Raw genomic sequence first — 17,965 nt, 5'->3', positions numbered from 1 at the left:
CTTTTTATATTATTTAAATAAAGTATTTTTAATTATAATAAATGAATTCAGTATAATTTTATATACAGGTGATTTGTAATAAAACTTGTTAAGAAAAGTTTTTATTTAGATGAAAATAAATATTGAAGTTTTTAATTATTTTGTAATTTAATAAAAAGGAGAATTACTGAATAAGTAGAGGGAAGGGAAAACATGAATGACTATAAAGAATATATAGTTACAGTAAAGTCTAGTATTGTAAATTTAATTTTAGGTTTGATATTTTTATCAATTGGGATCGTATTAAGTGTATTTTGTGTATATATTAAACAGTATTACATATTAGTAATTACTATTACACTTACAATATATGGATTAACTTCAATTCTCAAATATACAAGAAAGTATATTATTTTTGATTTATATAATATTAAAGTTCGTAAATGTATAGGGAGTGAAAAAGAGTATTCATATCATAATATTACTAGAATTTCAATAAATAACAAGAAACAGGAATGTCCAGTTAAGATATATATGGATAATAATAAAATTGCAACTTTTTTTATATCTGATAAAAATTATATGTCTGCTATAGCTGAAATGAAGCGAAGAGAGTTACCATTTGATGATAAAAGTATAGATTATATATCAGATATGCCACTTTGGATTCCAATTCCATCCAGTGAGATTGAAAAATTTTGTAATGAAGCTTCACGAAAACTTGAAAAACAGGTTAAAGAGGATTTGTGTAAAATAGAAAAAGAGTTTGGGACAGATATATCTTTTTCTTTTGGTATAGATGTTGAAGAAAATCCGTTTGTATGTGTATTTTTAGTATGTATTATGAAGAATGAAAATTATACAAAAGTTATAAAAAAATACAGAGGGGAAAAAGCATGGGCTATGTTTCCTGTATATATAGTAGGACCACGACTATATAAGAAAGAAATTGAAGAGGGGAAATTTATTTGCAATATAAATTATTTAAATGCTTTTTCTGGAAAGATGTGGTCAAATTTTTCTAGAGTGATAAAAAAATATGGTGTGCAAGAGAGTGAAATAGATGTAGGTTTTGAATTAAAGAGTGAATTAGATTGAATAGTTATATAAAGAATATTTAAAATATAAAAGAATATCTAAAATATGAGATATAGACGCAAAATAAATTAATTATTAGTCTAAAAAATCCTTATAGAGAAAGGGGTATAGGAATGCTTGAAGCATTTATATTTGATTTAGATGGAGTGATTACAGATACAGCAGACTATCATTATTTAGCTTGGAAAAAACTAGCTGATGAGATTGGTATAGATATAGATAAGGAATTTAATGAGTCTTTAAAGGGTATAAGTAGAATGGAATCATTAAATAAAATACTAGAATATGGATATAAAAAAGATTCATTTTCGGAAGAAGAAAAAATGAAAATGGCTGAAGACAAAAATAACTATTATGTATCTTTAATAAACAAGATAACTTCAAATAATATTTTACCAGGTATAAAAAATTTACTTGATGATATAAAATCTAATAATATAAAGATAGGATTGTCTTCTGCAAGTAAGAATGCTATAAATGTGTTAAAACACCTAGGCATAAGTGACCAATTTGATTTCATAGCAGATGCATCAAAATGTAAGAACAACAAACCATATCCAGATATATTTCTCATGTCAGCAAAGGGGCTTGGTGTAAATCCTAAAAATTGTATAGGTATAGAAGATGCAAGTGCAGGTATTGATGCTATAAACTCAGCCAATATGTTTTCTGTTGGAGTTGGAGATTATAAAAATCTAAAAAAAGCAAATTTACTTGTAAATTCAACAAGTCAGTTAAATTTTAAGTATATATTAAGTGAGTATAATAAGTATATAGTTAGGAGCGTTATATGAAATGTTTGTTTGATAATATAAATGAGTGGAAAATTATACAAGACAAGATTGAAATTAAAGAAAATAGATTAGCAGAGTCTATAATGAGTATAGGCAATGGTTATATGGGTATGAGAGGAAACTATGAGGAAAGATATAGCGGAGATAGCCATAGAGGTTCTTATATAGCTGGAGTATGGTTTCCAGATAAAACTCGTGTTGGATGGTGGAAAAACGGATATCCAGAATACTTTGGTAAAATTCCTAACTCAGTTAATTATATAGGGATAAGAATTTTCATAGATGGGATAGAGTTAGACCTTGCAAAATGTAATGTTGAAAATTTTTATAGAGAATTAGACATGAAAAATGGTATTTTAAAGCGCAAATTTACTGTGAATACTAATGGCAAAAAATTTGAAGCTAATATAACAAGATTTTTAAGCATATCAGTTAAGGAATTAGCTGTAATAAAGTATGATATAAAAGCTTTAAATTCTAGCGCTAAAATAAAATTTATTCCATACTTAGATTCAAATATAAAAAATGAAGATTCAAATTATGAAGAAGAATTTTGGAATGCAGTTTCTTCAAGTTCCTCAGAATATAGAGGAAAGATACTTTCACGTACAAAAGAAAATACATTTAATACACCAATATTTACAGTAGGTGCAATGATGCATATTAAAACAAGAGGTAAAGTAGATGGTATATCTTATTTAAGTACTGATAATTACTGTGAAAATTCAATAACAATGGATATTTTAGAAAATGAAACTATTGGAATAGAAAAATATGTAACAATAACTTCTACTAGAGATTATGGTGAAAATGAGCTATTAAAGAGATGTGAAGATATTTTAAATATAGAAATATCTAAAGATTACGAAGATATCTTAAATAAACATACAAAATTGTGGAATAAAAGATGGGAAAGTGCAGATATAAAGATAGAAGGGGATAAGAGTAGTCAACAAGGTATAAGATATAATCTATTTCAACTATTCTCGACTTATTATGGAGAAGATTCAAGATTAAATATAGGACCAAAAGGATTTACTGGTGAAAAATATGGAGGTGCTACTTATTGGGATACAGAAGCATTTTGTATTCCAGTGTATTTAGGTGTGGCAGATAAGAGTGTAGCAAGAAATCTTTTAGTATATAGATACAATCAGCTAAATCAAGCAAAAGATAATGCAAAAAAACTTGGACTTAAGGGAGCCTTATACCCAATGGTTACTTTTGATGGAGTAGAATGTCATAATGAATGGGAGATAACATTTGAAGAGATTCATCGCAATGGAAGTATAGTATATGCAATATATAATTATACAAATTATACAGGTGATTTTGAATATATAAAAGAAAAGGGTATAGATGTAATAATAGAAGTAGCTAGATTTTGGGCTAGCAGAGTACATTTATCTACAAGAAAAGGTTTGTATATGATGCATGGAGTTACAGGCCCAAATGAATACGAAAACAATATTAATAATAATTGGTATACTAATTATATAGCCAAGTGGTGTTTGGAATATGCTATAGAAAATGTCTTAAAGTTAGAAAAAGAGTACAGCGAATGTATTGAAAGAAATAATATAAGTAGAGAGGAAATTGAGGACTGGAAAATAATATCAAAGAAAATGTATTTGCCATATGATGAAGAATTACAAATAATAGTTCAGAATGATAATTTTTTAGATAAGGAATTTATAGAGGTAAAAGATTTGCCAAAAGAGAATCTTCCTCTTAATCAAAAATGGTCTTGGGATAAGATTCTTAGGTCTTGCTTTATAAAACAAGCGGATGTGTTACAAGGAATTTATTATTTTGGAAATAGGTTTACTAAAGAAGAGAAAAAGAGAAACTTTGATTTTTATGAGAGATATACTGTACATGAATCTTCTTTATCTTCTAGTGTTTATTCTATTATTGCTTCTGAAGTAGATAACCTAAAAAAAGCTTATGAATTATACTCAAGAACAGCTAGACTTGATTTAGATAATTATAATAATGATACTAATGATGGTCTTCATATAACCTCAATGTCTGGCTCATGGCTTTCCATTGTACATGGATTTGCAGGTATGAGAACATGGAATGAAACTCTATCTTTTGAGCCTAGGTTGCCTCAAGAATGGAAGAATTATTCTTTTAATATAAATTATAGAGATAATAATATCAATGTTGATGTATATAGTAATTTGATTAAGATAGAAAATTTAAAGGGAAAACCAATAAGAATTATTGTATATGGAAAAGAGTATATATTAGAAAAATCTATAGAGATTGATAGAAATAAATTAAAATAATGTTTTATTGTATAAATAGTTAAAATAAATTTATCTAATTTAAAATTTATTTTAACTATTTTTTATTTAATGCAAACCTATATATTATAACAATAATCGTGCTTTAAATTAAATATATTACATAAATCTTCATAAAATCTTCATAATTTCGTAAAGAATATGTAACAAAAGTAGGGTATATTGTATTCTGTAGAGAATATAAGGGAGGAAATAATTTATGAAGAATAAGAAGTTCATTGTAGCAATACTAATAATAGTAGTTGGAATAGGGGTATTAGTAAAAGAATATTCAATTAAAGAGATAAATAAGGATGATATAGATGTTAGTAAGTATATAGAATATGCTGATTTAGCAAGTGAAAATAATGCACAAGTTAATTGGAAGTATGTAGCTTCTATTATTGCTGTATTAAATAAAAATAAGTTAGAAAAAGTTAATGATTCACAAATAAAAGAAGTATCAGATTTATTTGTTAAAGATTTTTCTAAAAATAATAAAGTAGAAAAGTTAAGTAATGTTTTAAATGAGTTAAAATTTAATAATAAACAAAAAAGATTGGTTAATGATTATATAGAGGACCTTAAAGATTATGGCATAAAGCCAGAAAGATTAAAATCTGACACACAATACATGAAATTTATTAATGAGATTGAAACATCCGCTATACAAAACTATAAAAATTATAAAATACTGCCATCTATAACTATTGCACAAGCAATAATTGAATCTAGTTGGGGTAAATCAAGTTTAGCAAAAGAGTATAATAACTTATTTGGTATAAAGGCCGATGCCTATTGGAAAGGAAAATCAGTTACTTTAGAAACAAAAGAACATTTAGATACAATTATAGATGATAAATTTAGAATATATGATGCTAAAAGTGAATCTATAAAAGACCATGCAAAATTTTTAGCTACAAATAAAAGATATAAAGCCAATGGTGTATTTGATGCAAAAACATATATCTATCAAGCTAAAGCATTAGAAAAAGCAGGTTATAGCACTGCAAAAGATGAAAGTGGAAATAACATATATGCAAAACGTCTAATGGAATTAATTCAACAATATAATCTTCAATTAATAGATAGTGAAATTCAAAGTAAAATGTAACCTTGACGTAACATAAGGATGATATATTTATCGAGGAGGTGGCTTTTATGAAAAAAATATTCTCGGTATTTACAAGTTGTATAATTATTGCAACTATTATCACTGGATGTAGTAGTAGTGAGGTGATTAATGACACATCATCTATGTATAATGTCAAAAATCTGGATTTTAATTTTGAAGTAAAACCAGAAACTTTTGAGGTATCAGTAGAATCTAATGGTTTAAAGGAAAAGATATCTGAACCATTAAAAGAAAGGAAAGTGTCAAATTTTAAAAAGACGAAGACAGAGACATCATGGACATATCCTGATGAAAACATAGACATAAATATAAAAAAGGAGAAAAGCTATTTAGATGTAGACATTAAATCTAATTCAGAAAAAGAAGCTAGTTTTAATTGGCCAAGAATTGAAGGCGAAAGTTATGTGTTACCACTTTATGAAGGCAAGTTTATACCAAGTAATGATAAGTACTGGAAAGAGCATTTAAATGAATCAGCTTACAATGTCATAGAATCCTTTTCAATGCAGTTTTTTGCAGTAAATAAGACAAAGTATTCTGTGCTTTATATTATTGAAAATGAGTTTAATAATGAGATTAAATTTAATTCTAAAGATAAAATTAATTTTACATTTACACATGAATATCCAAGTATAAATAAAAATAAAGAGTATGGATTTAAGATATATTTGACTGACAAAAATATTACAGATGTAGCCAAAACATATAAAAATTATATAGTTGATAAAGGTGAGTTTAAAACATTAGAAGAAAAATCTAAGGACAATAAAAATATTGAAAAGCTTTATGGAGCTCCACAGATTTATTTTGCAGACAAATCTATAATAACAGTAAGTGATATTAAATGGGACAAATTAAAGAAAAATTTATCAGATGATTTAATTAATTGGATGAAAGAACTCTTAAGTAAAAAAACTGATAATAGTGAATTTATAACTGTACTTAACCAGATAAGAAATCAAGATTATATAGATAAATATCAAAAAAATCAAATAGTTCAAGCGTTTAATCAAGTTATGCAACTAAATACTTTTTATAATAGTAAGGTTTTTGATAGTAATGATAAAGAAATAAAAAAAGTATTAGATAAAGGAATATCTAAATTAAATAGAGTAGAACTTATAGAGTTTAACAAGAAGCTATTAAAGTCAAAGCTAGGGGATAGTGTGAATAAAATTGATACATGGGCAAGATATAATACAATTGATGTAATTAATGATATGAATAAATCTGGTATTGATAATGCTTGGATAGGGTTTGATGATATGGAAGATGGTTATGTATCACCAGAGATAGTCAAAAGAGCTAATGATTTAGGTTATCTTGTAGGACCATATGATTCATACCATTCTATACACAAGCCAGGGGAAGAAAAATGGAGTACAGCAGCCTTTAAAGATAAGTCACTATATGAAAATGCTACTATAGAAAATAAAAAAGGTGAAAAAGAATCTGGATTTCAAGGAGAAGGAAGACAACTAAATCCTACATTGTCTTTACAAAGTGTAAAAGAGAGAGTAAAAAGTATATTGGATGAAGGGTATAAATTTAATTCTTGGTTTATAGACTGTGATGCTACAGGAGAAATTTTTGATGATTATTCTCCAAATCATATAACAACACAGTCACAAGATTTAAAAGCCAGACTCGAAAGAATGTCGTATATAAGAGATAATGCTAATATGGTTATAGGTTCAGAAGGAGGAAATGACTTTGCAAGTAGTACTATAGCATTTGCACATGGGCTTGAGACACCAGCGTTTGCTTGGGTAGATAAAGATATGAGCAAGAACAAAGAAAGTGAATATTATGTTGGTAGATACTATTCTCCAACAGGAGGAGTACCAGAAGTCTTTTCAAAACAGATACCTGTAAAAGAAAAATACAAAAAAATATTTATAGACCCAACTTATTCTTTACCTTTATTTAGATTAGTTTATAATGATTCTGTTGTATCTTCTCATCAATGGTTATGGGGAACTTTTAAAATTAAGGATGAAGTTGGAAGTAGAATGATGAAAGAAGTATTATATAATACACCACCTATGTATTATATAGATAGAACTGAATGGGAAAAACATAAAGGTGAAATAATTTCTCATGATAAAGTATGGTCAGAGTTTAATAAAAAGGCTATTAAAAGAGAAATGACAGACTTTGAGTTTATTTCTGATGATAGATTAGTTCAAATGACTAAATATGGAGAGGATTTAAAAGTAGTAGCTAATTTTTCTGGAAAAGATGTTAAATATGAAAATGAAATTGTAAAGTCAAATTCTTTGGTAATATATGATAATAATAAGAAAGTTATTTATAAACCAGAACAATAGATTTAATGAAAATAAATTCTATTAAACTCACATATAAAATAATATTTAATTAGACTATACAAAATAGTGACTATCTTAATTATTAAAATTAAGATAGTCACTATTTTTATATCATTTTTAATATTGAAAACCTTGCCCAAGTAATATTAAATATCTGAACTATTCCAACATATACCCTACCCATTGTACCTTTTAATAAATATAAATTTTACTTTAGACAATATATTGACTTTTTGAATGAAAGATAGTATTCTTGAATAAGACATCATGTTGTCTAATTGAAGTGATATTATTTTATGAAAGAATCAGATTTGAAAAGCTTAATAACACTAAAAACAAAGACTGATTCATAGAGAAAGGAAAATATTAAAGAAAATGAATACAATCATTAAAGTTCAAGATTTGGTAAAAGTATTTGATAATCAAGAGGTTATCAAACATTGTAACATAAATGTAGAGAAAGGAAGTATTTATGGATTTTTGGGTGCAAATGGAGCTGGAAAAACTACAGTACTAAAATTGATAGCTGGTTTATTAAAACCAACCGCTGGGAATATAATGATTTCTGATATGAATATATCAGAAAATCGTAATAATATTTTAAGAAAAATTGGATGTATTATAGAAACTCCTATTTTTTATGAACATTTATCAGTGGAGGAAAATTTAAAGATACATAACGCTTACATGAATTTTTCTGGTGCAGATATAAATGCTGTTTTGCAAAAAGTAGGACTCGAAAATACTGGAAAGCTACAGGTATGTAAGTTCTCTTTGGGTATGAAGCAAAGGTTGGGGATTGCTCGTGCAATCATACATAATCCAGATATTCTTTTACTTGATGAACCTATCAATGGTCTTGACCCTATGGGAATAAAACAAATGCGTGATTTATTCAAAACACTTGCAAAAGAATATGATATGACACTTATTATTTCAAGTCATATATTAAGTGAAATAGAGTATATAGCTGATACAATAGGTATTATTTCGAATGGGAGTATTTTAAAAGAAATTCCTATGTCTACAGTAAAACAAGAATTTCCCAATGGTTTGGAAGAGTATTTTTTTGAAATAATGAATGGAGGAAACAACTGTGTATAAACTTATAAAATTAGAACTAAAAAAAAATAAAATTCGCCCTTATCTTAATGCCATGGGTATTATTACTTTATGTGTATTAGGATTTTTATATACATTTGCTATGATTGCTTATTTAGGAGGAGACACAGATTCTGCTGAGTTTTCTAATTACCATAATATTTGGGTAATCACTAACGTTTTACAAATGGTAGCTTATGCCATTTTATCATCTGTATTGTTTTCCACATTTGTTATAAAAGAATATTCTGGAAAAAATGCAATTTTAATTTTTACTTATCCAATAAATCGAAAGACTTTATTGAACTCAAAGATTGTATTAATAGCTACATTATGTTTGAGTTTTATGTTGATTGGAACGATTATTTCTCTACTTATATTTACGATGACAGAAGCTATTTTTCCTATGATTTCTGATAATTTTACTCCTGGATTGTTTTTTAAGATTATCATTGAAACAATTTTGTGTGCTGTATTCTCTTTATTTATAGGTGTAATTTCTGCTAGCATTGGATTTCGAAAATATTCCATTCAAACAACGATTATAGCCTCTGTTATTCTTGCCTCATGCACTGCTAACATTGTAACAACTATGATTCACACATATATTCCTTTTATTATTGTCTGGATAGTAGCAGCAGTATTAGCTGGACTTTCGTACTTATGGCTTATCTCAAAAGTCGAAGACATAGAAGTATAATTGTATATTTAATAAAGATAGTTCTAATGAATAAAGCAACAGATAATAATAAGGTGTCATACTTTATTTATCTGTTGCTTTTTACCGTTTTGTAGATGATTAAAGTATATTTTCCAATCAGTTTGTATATTTAAAAATAATTATAAATAGTATGTTTATTTTACTTTAATTACTTGATTTCGCATTTTTATTATCTCAATATTAATAAATAAATTTGAAACTTTAAATATGCCCTTTTACTATAGGCTTTTTATAAAAGAATTAAATCCTTTTTAATTATTTTATATTTTATGCCTTTGATTCATTCTTATACAGATATTTAGCAAGGATTGAAATTGATAGCATAATTATGAACATACATACTATAGGTATATAAACTCTAGAACTGAAAACTTCAAATAATTTTCCATGCATAATTTGACCAACTGGAGCAACACACTGTGATACAGCTGTAATAGTAGCCATTACTTTCCCCAATAATTCATTAGGAGTTTGTTTTTGAACAATAGTTAAAACGAATATAGTAATAATTGTCATAGACATGGCTATAGGTATAATACAAATAAATAGTAATATAAAAGATGGATAGTATCCTAGTTTAAGCATTGAAGGTGAAACAGAAATGGCCATTGGTATCATCAAAATACTAATTAACATTAACCAGCGATATAATGTATTCATTTTCATTTTTTTAGCAAACATACCTATTGAAAGTGCACCTAAAACACTACTAAATTCAATAATTCCTATCCCTATGCCATACATATTATTACTACTATGCATTGTTATACGTAAAATATATTGTATTCCTACAAGTAAGAATGGAGTCAAAAATAAATTTAAAGAAGCTGCTAGAATCATGGCTTTACTAATATGAGATTGTTTTATAACATAAGAAAATCCTTCTTTCATATCACTGACTATTGTTGATACTATGCTTCCATTAACTTCTCTTTTATTAAAAGGTATATGAATAAACATTTCCATTACTGCGGATAGAAAAAATGCAATACAACTTGTAATAAGAAGCATCTTAATTCCAATAAGACCATACAACAAACCTCCAAGAACAGGAGCAAACATACTTGAAAGAGAGCCAATTCCATTTACAATTCCATTTGCTTGTTCTAAATCTTTTTCATTTACTATTAAAGGTATGCTTGCCTGCACAGTAGGTTGATACATAGAACTAATAATTGACAATAGTACCATAATAACCCCAATTAATATAATTGAATTGTTTAAAGAGGAAAGAAGACAAATAAACGTAAAAATAATAATCGAACTCATAAAATCAAAGATGACCATTAAATTTTTACGATTAAATCTATCCGCTATTGCACCACCAATTGGAGAAAATAAAAGAGGTATGTTTGATATTGCATATAAAGCTGCAAATATGTCTGCACGTCCTGTCGTATCTAAAATATAAGTGGAAAGTCCAAATCTTAACAACGATGAACCAAGTATAGAGATAATTTGACCAAGTACTATTAGATTAAAATTCTTATTAAAACAACTATTCATTTTATTTAAATCTTGCATTTTTAGAACACCTCACTTTTGAAGACTGACCGTCGGTCTATAAAGATTATAATCAATTATAAATAAAAAGTCAATAGATATACTTAATTTATAATTTTAAAATTATATTTTTATTTTAAATAAAAAGTATGATATCTATTAAAAATATATCATACCTTATGAATAGCGATATTTCTTTGATACAAAATTAAAAATAGTAATTTGAAATAGTTATAATGAATAGTATTAATATATAGATATAGGGAGATTGATGAAATCATGTATGAAAAAGATAAGGTTATATATAATCTGGAAGAATGTGAAAGTCTAGAAAATACATTTTACTTTTCTCAATTTAATACATATAAAAATTTTAAGCTAGTTTCTAAAAAATCTGGAGTAAGTTTATTAGACACATCTGTTTGTGGCATGAATATACACGATATAAAATTGATTGATACAATAGAATGTATGTCATTAGAGGATGAGCAGATGACGGGTAAAAAGTTAATTGTAGTTGGTGATATAAATACTAATATAAGGTTAGAAAATATAAGTAATGCAAAAAGAAATAGGAATTCTACAAAGAAAAATATACTTGAATTAAAAATACCTTTTAGTACATTTATACAAATGCCTAGAGGAATAAAAAATAACGATAAAATTAATTTAAAGTATATTATACAAGATATAACATCATCTATTTTAGATGAAAATAATTTATTTATAAGTGTAACTACAATTATAAGTTATGACAATAATTTTAAAATAAGATAATGTTTAAATTATAGAAAGGTGGGTGCAATGAGAGGTATCAATGAATATGGGGAAAATTTTAGTTATAAGTTATTATCTAGAAGCCCTATAATAACAAAAACTACTTTTAGTAATATTATTTCAAATGATATGAGTGGAAATATTTTAAAGGTAGAAAAATATGTTGATAAAGAATATGCATCTGTATTTGATATTTTAACATATACTATTGTTGTTACAAATATAAGTAATCGCAAAACTGGGAATATATTTTTTAAAGATTATATTTCTAAATACATAAAGTTTATAAATAATACTGTAGAAGTTAATGGTATCAAAAAAGGTGAATTAAATCCACAACAAGGTTTTTACATAGGTAAGATAAATGGAAATTGTAAAAAAATAATATCTTTTAAAAATATAGTATTAGCAAATTCAGCATGCAGGGTTATAGAAAACCACGCTAATATATATTATTATTATAAGTATGACATGGAAAAATTTCCAATGAAAATATCAATAGAAAGTAATCGTGTTTATACAAGTATTAAAAAAGCTGTATTTAAACAATTAAATATAAGTAATACTTTAAAAGCACCTAAAAATCTAAAAGATATATTAAAAGTGGATACAAATAGCAAAATACTCGATGTAAAACTTATAAAAAATCCTATAAATAAAGAAAAAAATTTAAAACTATGTAATTTAATAATTGTTGGAAGTGTAGAGTTTGAAATGGATTATAGTTGTAGAAATCATAGTAGATTTAAAGCAGTAAATAAATCAGATAATATTGATGACACTCAAGAAGATAAGGACTATAGAAGTAATATAAAAATGGCTAATGAAAATATAAAAAATTACAAAAATCAAATTAATATTAGTACTAACAAAATTAAAAAAGTAACTAAAACTTTTGGTTTCTCTTGCTCTATTTGTTCACCTGTTGGAATAGTTTATGAAGATGTAAAAAGTATAAATATAAAAACTGAACATGTATCAATAAATGAACTGAATAATGGCGAATTATTTATAAATACATCACTTCTATTATACTATTAATTAGTTGTACATAAAATTTAAAATTACTAAAGTAACTATATAGTTTAATGTATACAAATATTATTATAGATTAGATATAAGGTGATAATTATGTTAAAACGGTATCAATTATAAAAAATCAATTATTAAGTATTTATGACTTATAAATCGATTATAAATCCTTAATAATCACCTCTTACCAAACAATTTATTCTAATATTATAATGACAATTATATAGTTTAAGAATAAAAGTGTTAGCAAAGTTAGAGATAAGAAATTTGTGATTCTTGAGGAACTTTTAGCTTACAATATATCTGTAATAAATAAAATTAAGCATCTAGATTTACGCTAAAATAAGACAAATATGTTAAAAAAATGATAAGTTATGAGAACTTTTGCCATCTTCAATTAATATATTATTACTAGTAATAACTTTAAAATCATATTACTATTATATAAATTTTAGCTTTAAAAGAAGGTGACAAAAAGTAAATGAAAATATGCATAACAGTAGGTCATAGTATACTAAAAGGTGGAAAAAGTACAGGTGTAAATGCAATAGTTGATGAGTATAGTTATAATAAAAAATTAGCTCCTATGCTAGCAGAGATGCTTATAAGTCAAGGTAATGCAGTAGATGTAATAATTTGTCCAGAAAGACATTTTGTAGCAGAAAAGGAAGAGTTTTTTTATAGAGTTCCAAAAATAAATAGTGGCAAATATGATTTACTAGTAGAGCTACATTTAAATAAAAGTGATGGAAAAAGCTTTGGTGCAGAAGTACTTTATTATGGTAATGAAGGATTAGAATATGCTAAAAGAGTATCTAATAAACTTGGGGAACTATTTGAAAATAGAGGAGCTAAAAAAAGAGAAAATTTATATATATTGAGAAACACCAATCCAGTTGCAATACAAATTGAAAGTTTTTTCTGTGATAATATGGATGATTGTAATAAAGCCAATGAAGCAGGTTATGACTATATAGCACGATTAATAACAGAAGGTATTTTGAATAAAGATATAGGTATGTGAGATTATGGTAATTTAGGTATTGATTAATATCTTTTAATCTTAGATATAAATTGAAACAATGTCTAGAAATATAAATTAAACCTAAAAAGTATACTAATTCAGTCTATTTAAGTCGATTAAATTATCTAAAAAAATACCCCTTGAAAATATTGATTTATCAATGTTAATAAGGGGTATTTTTTTGTAAGATTTTATTTTGATTTAAGGACTAGTTTATAATTTTTTGTTGCGAAAATCTATATATGTAGGATAATAAAAACTATAAAAATATTGACATCTTACATTATAATAATAGAATGGAGAAAAATATAATTGATAAGATGAAAATAAATATAGTAAGGTGGTAACATATGAAATATACATTCGAAAGTTTTAAATTAGATAAAAAGATACTTAAGTCATTAAAAAATTTAGAATATAATGTGCCTTCTAAGGTACAAATAGAGGTTATTCCAGAATTGTTAAATAATAAAAATATAGCAGTAAAATCAAAAACAGGAAGTGGGAAAACAGCAAGTTTTGCAATACCTATATGTGAAAATATTGATATAGAGTATAATAATATTCAAGCACTTATAGTAGTACCAACGAGAGAATTAGCACTACAGGTAAAAGATGAAATATCAAATATAGGAAGGTTAAAGAAGGTGAGATGTAGTGCTATATTTGGTAGACAATCTATAAAAGAACAAATAGCTGAGTTAAAACAAAGGGTTCATATCGTTGTAGCTACTCCAGGTAGAATAATTGACCATATAAATAGAGGGACTATTAATTTAGAAAAAATGAAGTATTTAATAATAGATGAAGCTGATAAAATGTTTAACAAAGGTTTTCTTGAACAAATGGAAACAATATTAACCAATATACCTAAAGAGAGAACGTTAGGTCTTTTTTCAGCTACGATAGGTGAAGAGATAAAATATATATGTGAAAAATATATGCCAGATTATAGTATTATAAATGTAGAAGGAAATGAAAGTAATACTAATGAAGGATTAAGACAAATAGATGACAAAATAATCAAGTCAAAGGAAAGAAATAAGTATATAGTTTTAAAAGAATTAATATACAGTGAAAATCCAAGAAGTGTAATAATATTTTGTAATACTAAAGAAAAAGTATCTAAATTATATAACAAAATGAGTAAGGAAGGTTTTTTGGTAAGAGAGTTACATGCAGATTTATCCCAAGAAAAAAGAATATTTGTGATTAAGGATTTTAAAAATATAAAGTTTAATGTATTAGTTAGTAGTGATGTAGCATCTAGAGGAATACATATTGATGATATTTCTTTAGTGATAAATTATGATGTACCACAAGATAAGGAAAACTATATACATAGAATAGGTAGGACTGGGAGAAAAGGAAATAGTGGAAAAGCTATTACTATAGTAGATGAAAAGGATGAAAAATATATAGAGAATATAGAAACATATGTAGGATATAAAATAAATGAGTTAACTAATATAGAACAAAGTAGTATTATACAGGGTAAAGTTTTATTTGAAGAATATTCAAAAGAAATTTTGAAAGAAGTATCGAAAAGAAAAAAAATGGATAAAAATCCACACAAAAGTAAATGTATAAAACTAAATCTAGAAAATGAAGTTGTTAGATTATATTTAAATGCTGGTAAAAAGAAGAAAATAAGGGTCTTAGATATAGTTGGAGCATTTAGCAATATAAAAGGTATTACTAATGATGATATAGGTGTAATCGAAGTTAAAGATTTATGTTCATATATAGATATATTAAATCACAAGGGAGATTTAATATTAAAAAAATATAAGGAGATACCTATAAAGAAAAAAATGGTTAAGGTGAAAAGAGATATACGATAATTCAGTGTAATAGAAAAAAGAATTTGATTAAGAGGTATTATTATGAAATATTTTGGAAATGGGTTAAGTGAAGTACACAAAGAATTAAATAAAATCATACGTAAAGAAGAAAAAATAGAACAGGCGAAAGCACTATTTTTGGAAATTCATTCAAAATTACATCTCTCAGAAATATCAAATACAGAAAAAAATGAAGTGGACAAGCTTATTTATGACTTAAACAGAAATGAATATGCTATTATGCCAACAAGTAAGGACGAAACTATTGCGTGGGTTTTGTGGCATATTGCAAGGATTGAAGATTTAACAGTAAATGTACTGGTTGCCCAAAAAGAACAAATTTTTAATGAACAATGGAAAGAGAGATTGAATGTTTTCATTACAGATACAGGAAATACTCTCTCTGATAATGAAATTATGAATTTAAGTAAAAGTATCAATATTGATGAATTGCTTTGCTATCGAAATGAAGTTGCAAAAAACACAAGAGAGGTTGTTAAGAAGTTGAAATCTGAAGATATGAAGCGAAAGGTTTCTCCAATTGATTTAGAAAGGATTTTGGTAACTGGTGGAGTAACAAAGCATGGAGATTCTATTTGGTTGCTGGACTTTTGGGGGAATAAAGATATTGCTGGCATTTTGCTTATGCCTCCTACTCGACATGTTATACTTCACTTGAATGATTGTTGCAAATGGAAAGAACATTTTCGTACAAAAAAGAAACTTTACAGAAGTTAAATTACAATAAATTAAGTAAATAACAAATCAACTAAAGGTATTATTGATTTTAGCTATACTCTAAGCTATACTATTTTTAAGTGTTTATGACAATAGTTATTTTAAATGTAAGTTGTAAATATATATTTATAGAAATATTAAAGGGGGAAATATATGGCATATTTTAACTATAATAACAAACAGTGCTACTATAATGAAATTGGAGATGGTACGCCATTGCTTTTTTTACATGGAAATACAGCTTCTTCTAAGATGTTTGAGGATATAATAGATTTTTATAAAGATGAATATAAAGTAATATTAATTGATTAAAAAATAGCTACGCACACTTGCGACTTTAGTCATGAGTTAGTAGATAAAATAGTCAGCATATAGGGAAACTTATATGTAGAGATAGGATAGAACCTATCCAATACTACTTGAATTGCTGGAAATCCCTAAAGCTAACCAAACTAAAACATAAGGATGAAATAAACCTAAGTGTGAAAGTTACGAAAGTAGAAAAAATTGGTTAGATGGTATAGGGTTAAACCCTAAGTACTTTAAAATGGGCAATCAGCAGGTAAGCTCCGAATAGGAGAAACTTCAACGACTATTCCTCTTGAGGGAAGTACACTACAAGCTATCGGTAGTGGAAGTGGGTAGACCTTAACGGATAATGCCGAAGGATAAGATATAGTCTGTGCTTGCATGAAAGTGTAAGAAGTTCATAAGAGAACTACATAGGTAGTAGCGAACTTATGTGAACGACAACCTCAAAAATGATAAAAGTTAAGACTTACGGTCCTTGCATATGTTATCTAACAATAAATATAAAAACCTTTAAAATACTTGTTTTAAATAATTACATATGTTAATATTATGATGGGTGATGAAAAATGGAAGTGACTCATGGTAGAGGATATGTATATTTAGTACAATACCATATAGTATGGTGTGTAAAATATAGACATCCAGTATTAACAAATGAAATTGAAGAAGATTTAATTAATATATTAAACAAAATAGCTGAAGATAATAAATTTCAAATATTAGAATGTAATGTTGATAAAGACCAAATACATTTACTAATAAATTGTTCACCACAACACTATATACCAAATATGATAAAAGCATTAAAAGGTGTATCGGCAAGGTTGTTAATGAAAAAACATGGAGAACAGTTGAAAAAGAAATTATGTGGAGGACATCTTTGGAATCCTAGTTATTTCGTTGCTACTGTATCAGAAAATACAGAGGAGCAGATAAGAAAATATATTAATAATCAGAAAAAACAAGTAAAGTGAGGTGGTAGTAGTGGAAAAAGCTTATAAGTTTAGAATGTATCCAAATAAAAAACAGCAAGAGTTAATTAACAAAACTTTTGGATGTTGTAGATTTGTATATAATAAGTATCTTGCTAAAAGAATAGAAGTTTATGAAAACCATAAAGAAACTTTTACTTATAAACAGTGCAGTTCTGATTTGACCAATTTAAAAAAAGAATTAGAGTGGCTTAAAGAACCTGACAAATTTTCACTACAAAACACCTTAAAAGATTTAGAAAACGCATATAAAAAATTCTTTAAAGAAAATGTAGGATTTCCTAAATTTAAATC

Annotated in this window: 16 protein-coding genes; 15 read left to right on the top strand and 1 reads right to left on the bottom strand. The window is 26.2% G+C overall.

The window, feature by feature from the left end; genetic code table 11:
* Positions 1–192 precede the first annotated feature (192 nt).
* The 7 genes from KGF48_RS18845 to KGF48_RS18815 all read left to right on the top strand — a co-directional run bounded on the left by KGF48_RS18845 (position 193) and on the right by KGF48_RS18815 (position 9,428).
* Positions 193–1,077 (top strand): hypothetical protein, encoded by an 885-nt coding sequence (locus KGF48_RS18845; protein WP_227841186.1) that lies wholly within the window; start codon positions 193–195, stop codon positions 1,075–1,077.
* 113 nt (positions 1,078–1,190) lie between these two features.
* On the top strand, positions 1,191–1,871 hold the full coding sequence (gene pgmB, locus KGF48_RS18840; RefSeq protein ID WP_227841185.1) for a beta-phosphoglucomutase: 681 nt from the start codon (positions 1,191–1,193) through the stop codon (positions 1,869–1,871).
* The gene (locus KGF48_RS18835) at positions 1,868–4,165 is read left to right on the top strand and encodes a glycoside hydrolase family 65 protein (protein ID WP_227868446.1); all 2,298 of its coding nucleotides are present in this window, start codon (positions 1,868–1,870) and stop codon (positions 4,163–4,165) included. The genes pgmB and KGF48_RS18835 overlap by 4 nt, the downstream gene beginning before the upstream one ends.
* 217 nt (positions 4,166–4,382) lie before the next feature.
* Positions 4,383–5,276, top strand: coding sequence for a glucosaminidase domain-containing protein (locus tag KGF48_RS18830; RefSeq protein WP_227841183.1), 894 nt, complete (start codon positions 4,383–4,385; stop codon positions 5,274–5,276).
* Between the two features lie 47 nt (positions 5,277–5,323).
* The gene (locus KGF48_RS18825) at positions 5,324–7,627 is read left to right on the top strand and encodes a glycoside hydrolase (RefSeq protein WP_227841182.1); all 2,304 of its coding nucleotides are present in this window, start codon (positions 5,324–5,326) and stop codon (positions 7,625–7,627) included.
* Positions 7,628–8,002: 375 nt separating this feature from the next.
* The gene (locus KGF48_RS18820; RefSeq protein ID WP_227829555.1) at positions 8,003–8,731 is read left to right on the top strand and encodes an ABC transporter ATP-binding protein; all 729 of its coding nucleotides are present in this window, start codon (positions 8,003–8,005) and stop codon (positions 8,729–8,731) included.
* Positions 8,724–9,428: an ABC transporter permease gene (locus KGF48_RS18815; protein WP_227841181.1), complete on the top strand. Its 705-nt coding sequence runs from the start codon at positions 8,724–8,726 to the stop codon at positions 9,426–9,428. Before KGF48_RS18820 ends, KGF48_RS18815 begins: the two co-directional genes overlap by 8 nt.
* A 288-nt stretch (positions 9,429–9,716) precedes the next feature.
* On the opposite strand, the gene KGF48_RS18810 is transcribed toward KGF48_RS18815, so the two are convergent.
* Positions 9,717–10,973 carry an MFS transporter gene (locus KGF48_RS18810; protein ID WP_227841180.1) on the bottom strand — a complete coding sequence of 419 codons (1,257 nt, stop codon included), beginning with the start codon at positions 10,971–10,973 and terminating at the stop codon, positions 9,717–9,719.
* A 258-nt stretch (positions 10,974–11,231) separates the two neighbouring features.
* Here KGF48_RS18810 and KGF48_RS18805 point away from each other — a divergent pair, with 258 nt between their 5' ends.
* From KGF48_RS18805 to KGF48_RS18770, 8 genes are all read left to right on the top strand, one after another.
* Entirely contained in the window at positions 11,232–11,729 is a 498-nt protein-coding gene (locus tag KGF48_RS18805; RefSeq protein WP_227868445.1) for an SPOCS domain-containing protein, read from the top strand.
* 27 nt (positions 11,730–11,756) lie between these two features.
* Positions 11,757–12,770 (top strand): DUF11 domain-containing protein, encoded by a 1,014-nt coding sequence (locus KGF48_RS18800; protein ID WP_227868444.1) that lies wholly within the window; start codon positions 11,757–11,759, stop codon positions 12,768–12,770.
* A 472-nt stretch (positions 12,771–13,242) separates the two neighbouring features.
* Positions 13,243–13,785 (top strand): N-acetylmuramoyl-L-alanine amidase, encoded by a 543-nt coding sequence (locus KGF48_RS18795; RefSeq protein ID WP_227829550.1) that lies wholly within the window; start codon positions 13,243–13,245, stop codon positions 13,783–13,785.
* 350 nt (positions 13,786–14,135) lie between these two features.
* Complete coding sequence (locus KGF48_RS18790) at positions 14,136–15,629, top strand: DEAD/DEAH box helicase (protein WP_227868443.1); 1,494 nt, start codon at positions 14,136–14,138, stop codon at positions 15,627–15,629.
* Between the two features lie 42 nt (positions 15,630–15,671).
* Entirely contained in the window at positions 15,672–16,367 is a 696-nt protein-coding gene (locus tag KGF48_RS18785) for a DinB family protein (RefSeq protein WP_227841214.1), read from the top strand.
* A 153-nt stretch (positions 16,368–16,520) separates the two neighbouring features.
* A complete protein-coding gene (locus tag KGF48_RS18780; RefSeq protein ID WP_413894830.1) occupies positions 16,521–16,679 on the top strand; it encodes an alpha/beta fold hydrolase in 159 nt (52 codons plus the stop codon).
* Positions 16,680–17,245: 566 nt separating this feature from the next.
* Complete coding sequence (gene tnpA, locus KGF48_RS18775; protein WP_227868442.1) at positions 17,246–17,653, top strand: IS200/IS605 family transposase; 408 nt, start codon at positions 17,246–17,248, stop codon at positions 17,651–17,653.
* Position 17,654: 1 nt separating this feature from the next.
* Positions 17,655–17,965 (top strand): helix-turn-helix domain-containing protein (locus KGF48_RS18770; RefSeq protein WP_227868441.1); only part of this gene is annotated, 311 nt, incomplete at its 3' end.

This window comes from Clostridioides sp. ZZV15-6388 (genome assembly GCF_020657755.1).
Taxonomy (GTDB): Bacteria; Bacillota; Clostridia; order Peptostreptococcales; family Peptostreptococcaceae; genus Clostridioides.
The sequence above is the reverse complement of the archived record's forward strand: the minus strand, read 5'-3'. Positions and strand labels throughout refer to the sequence as shown.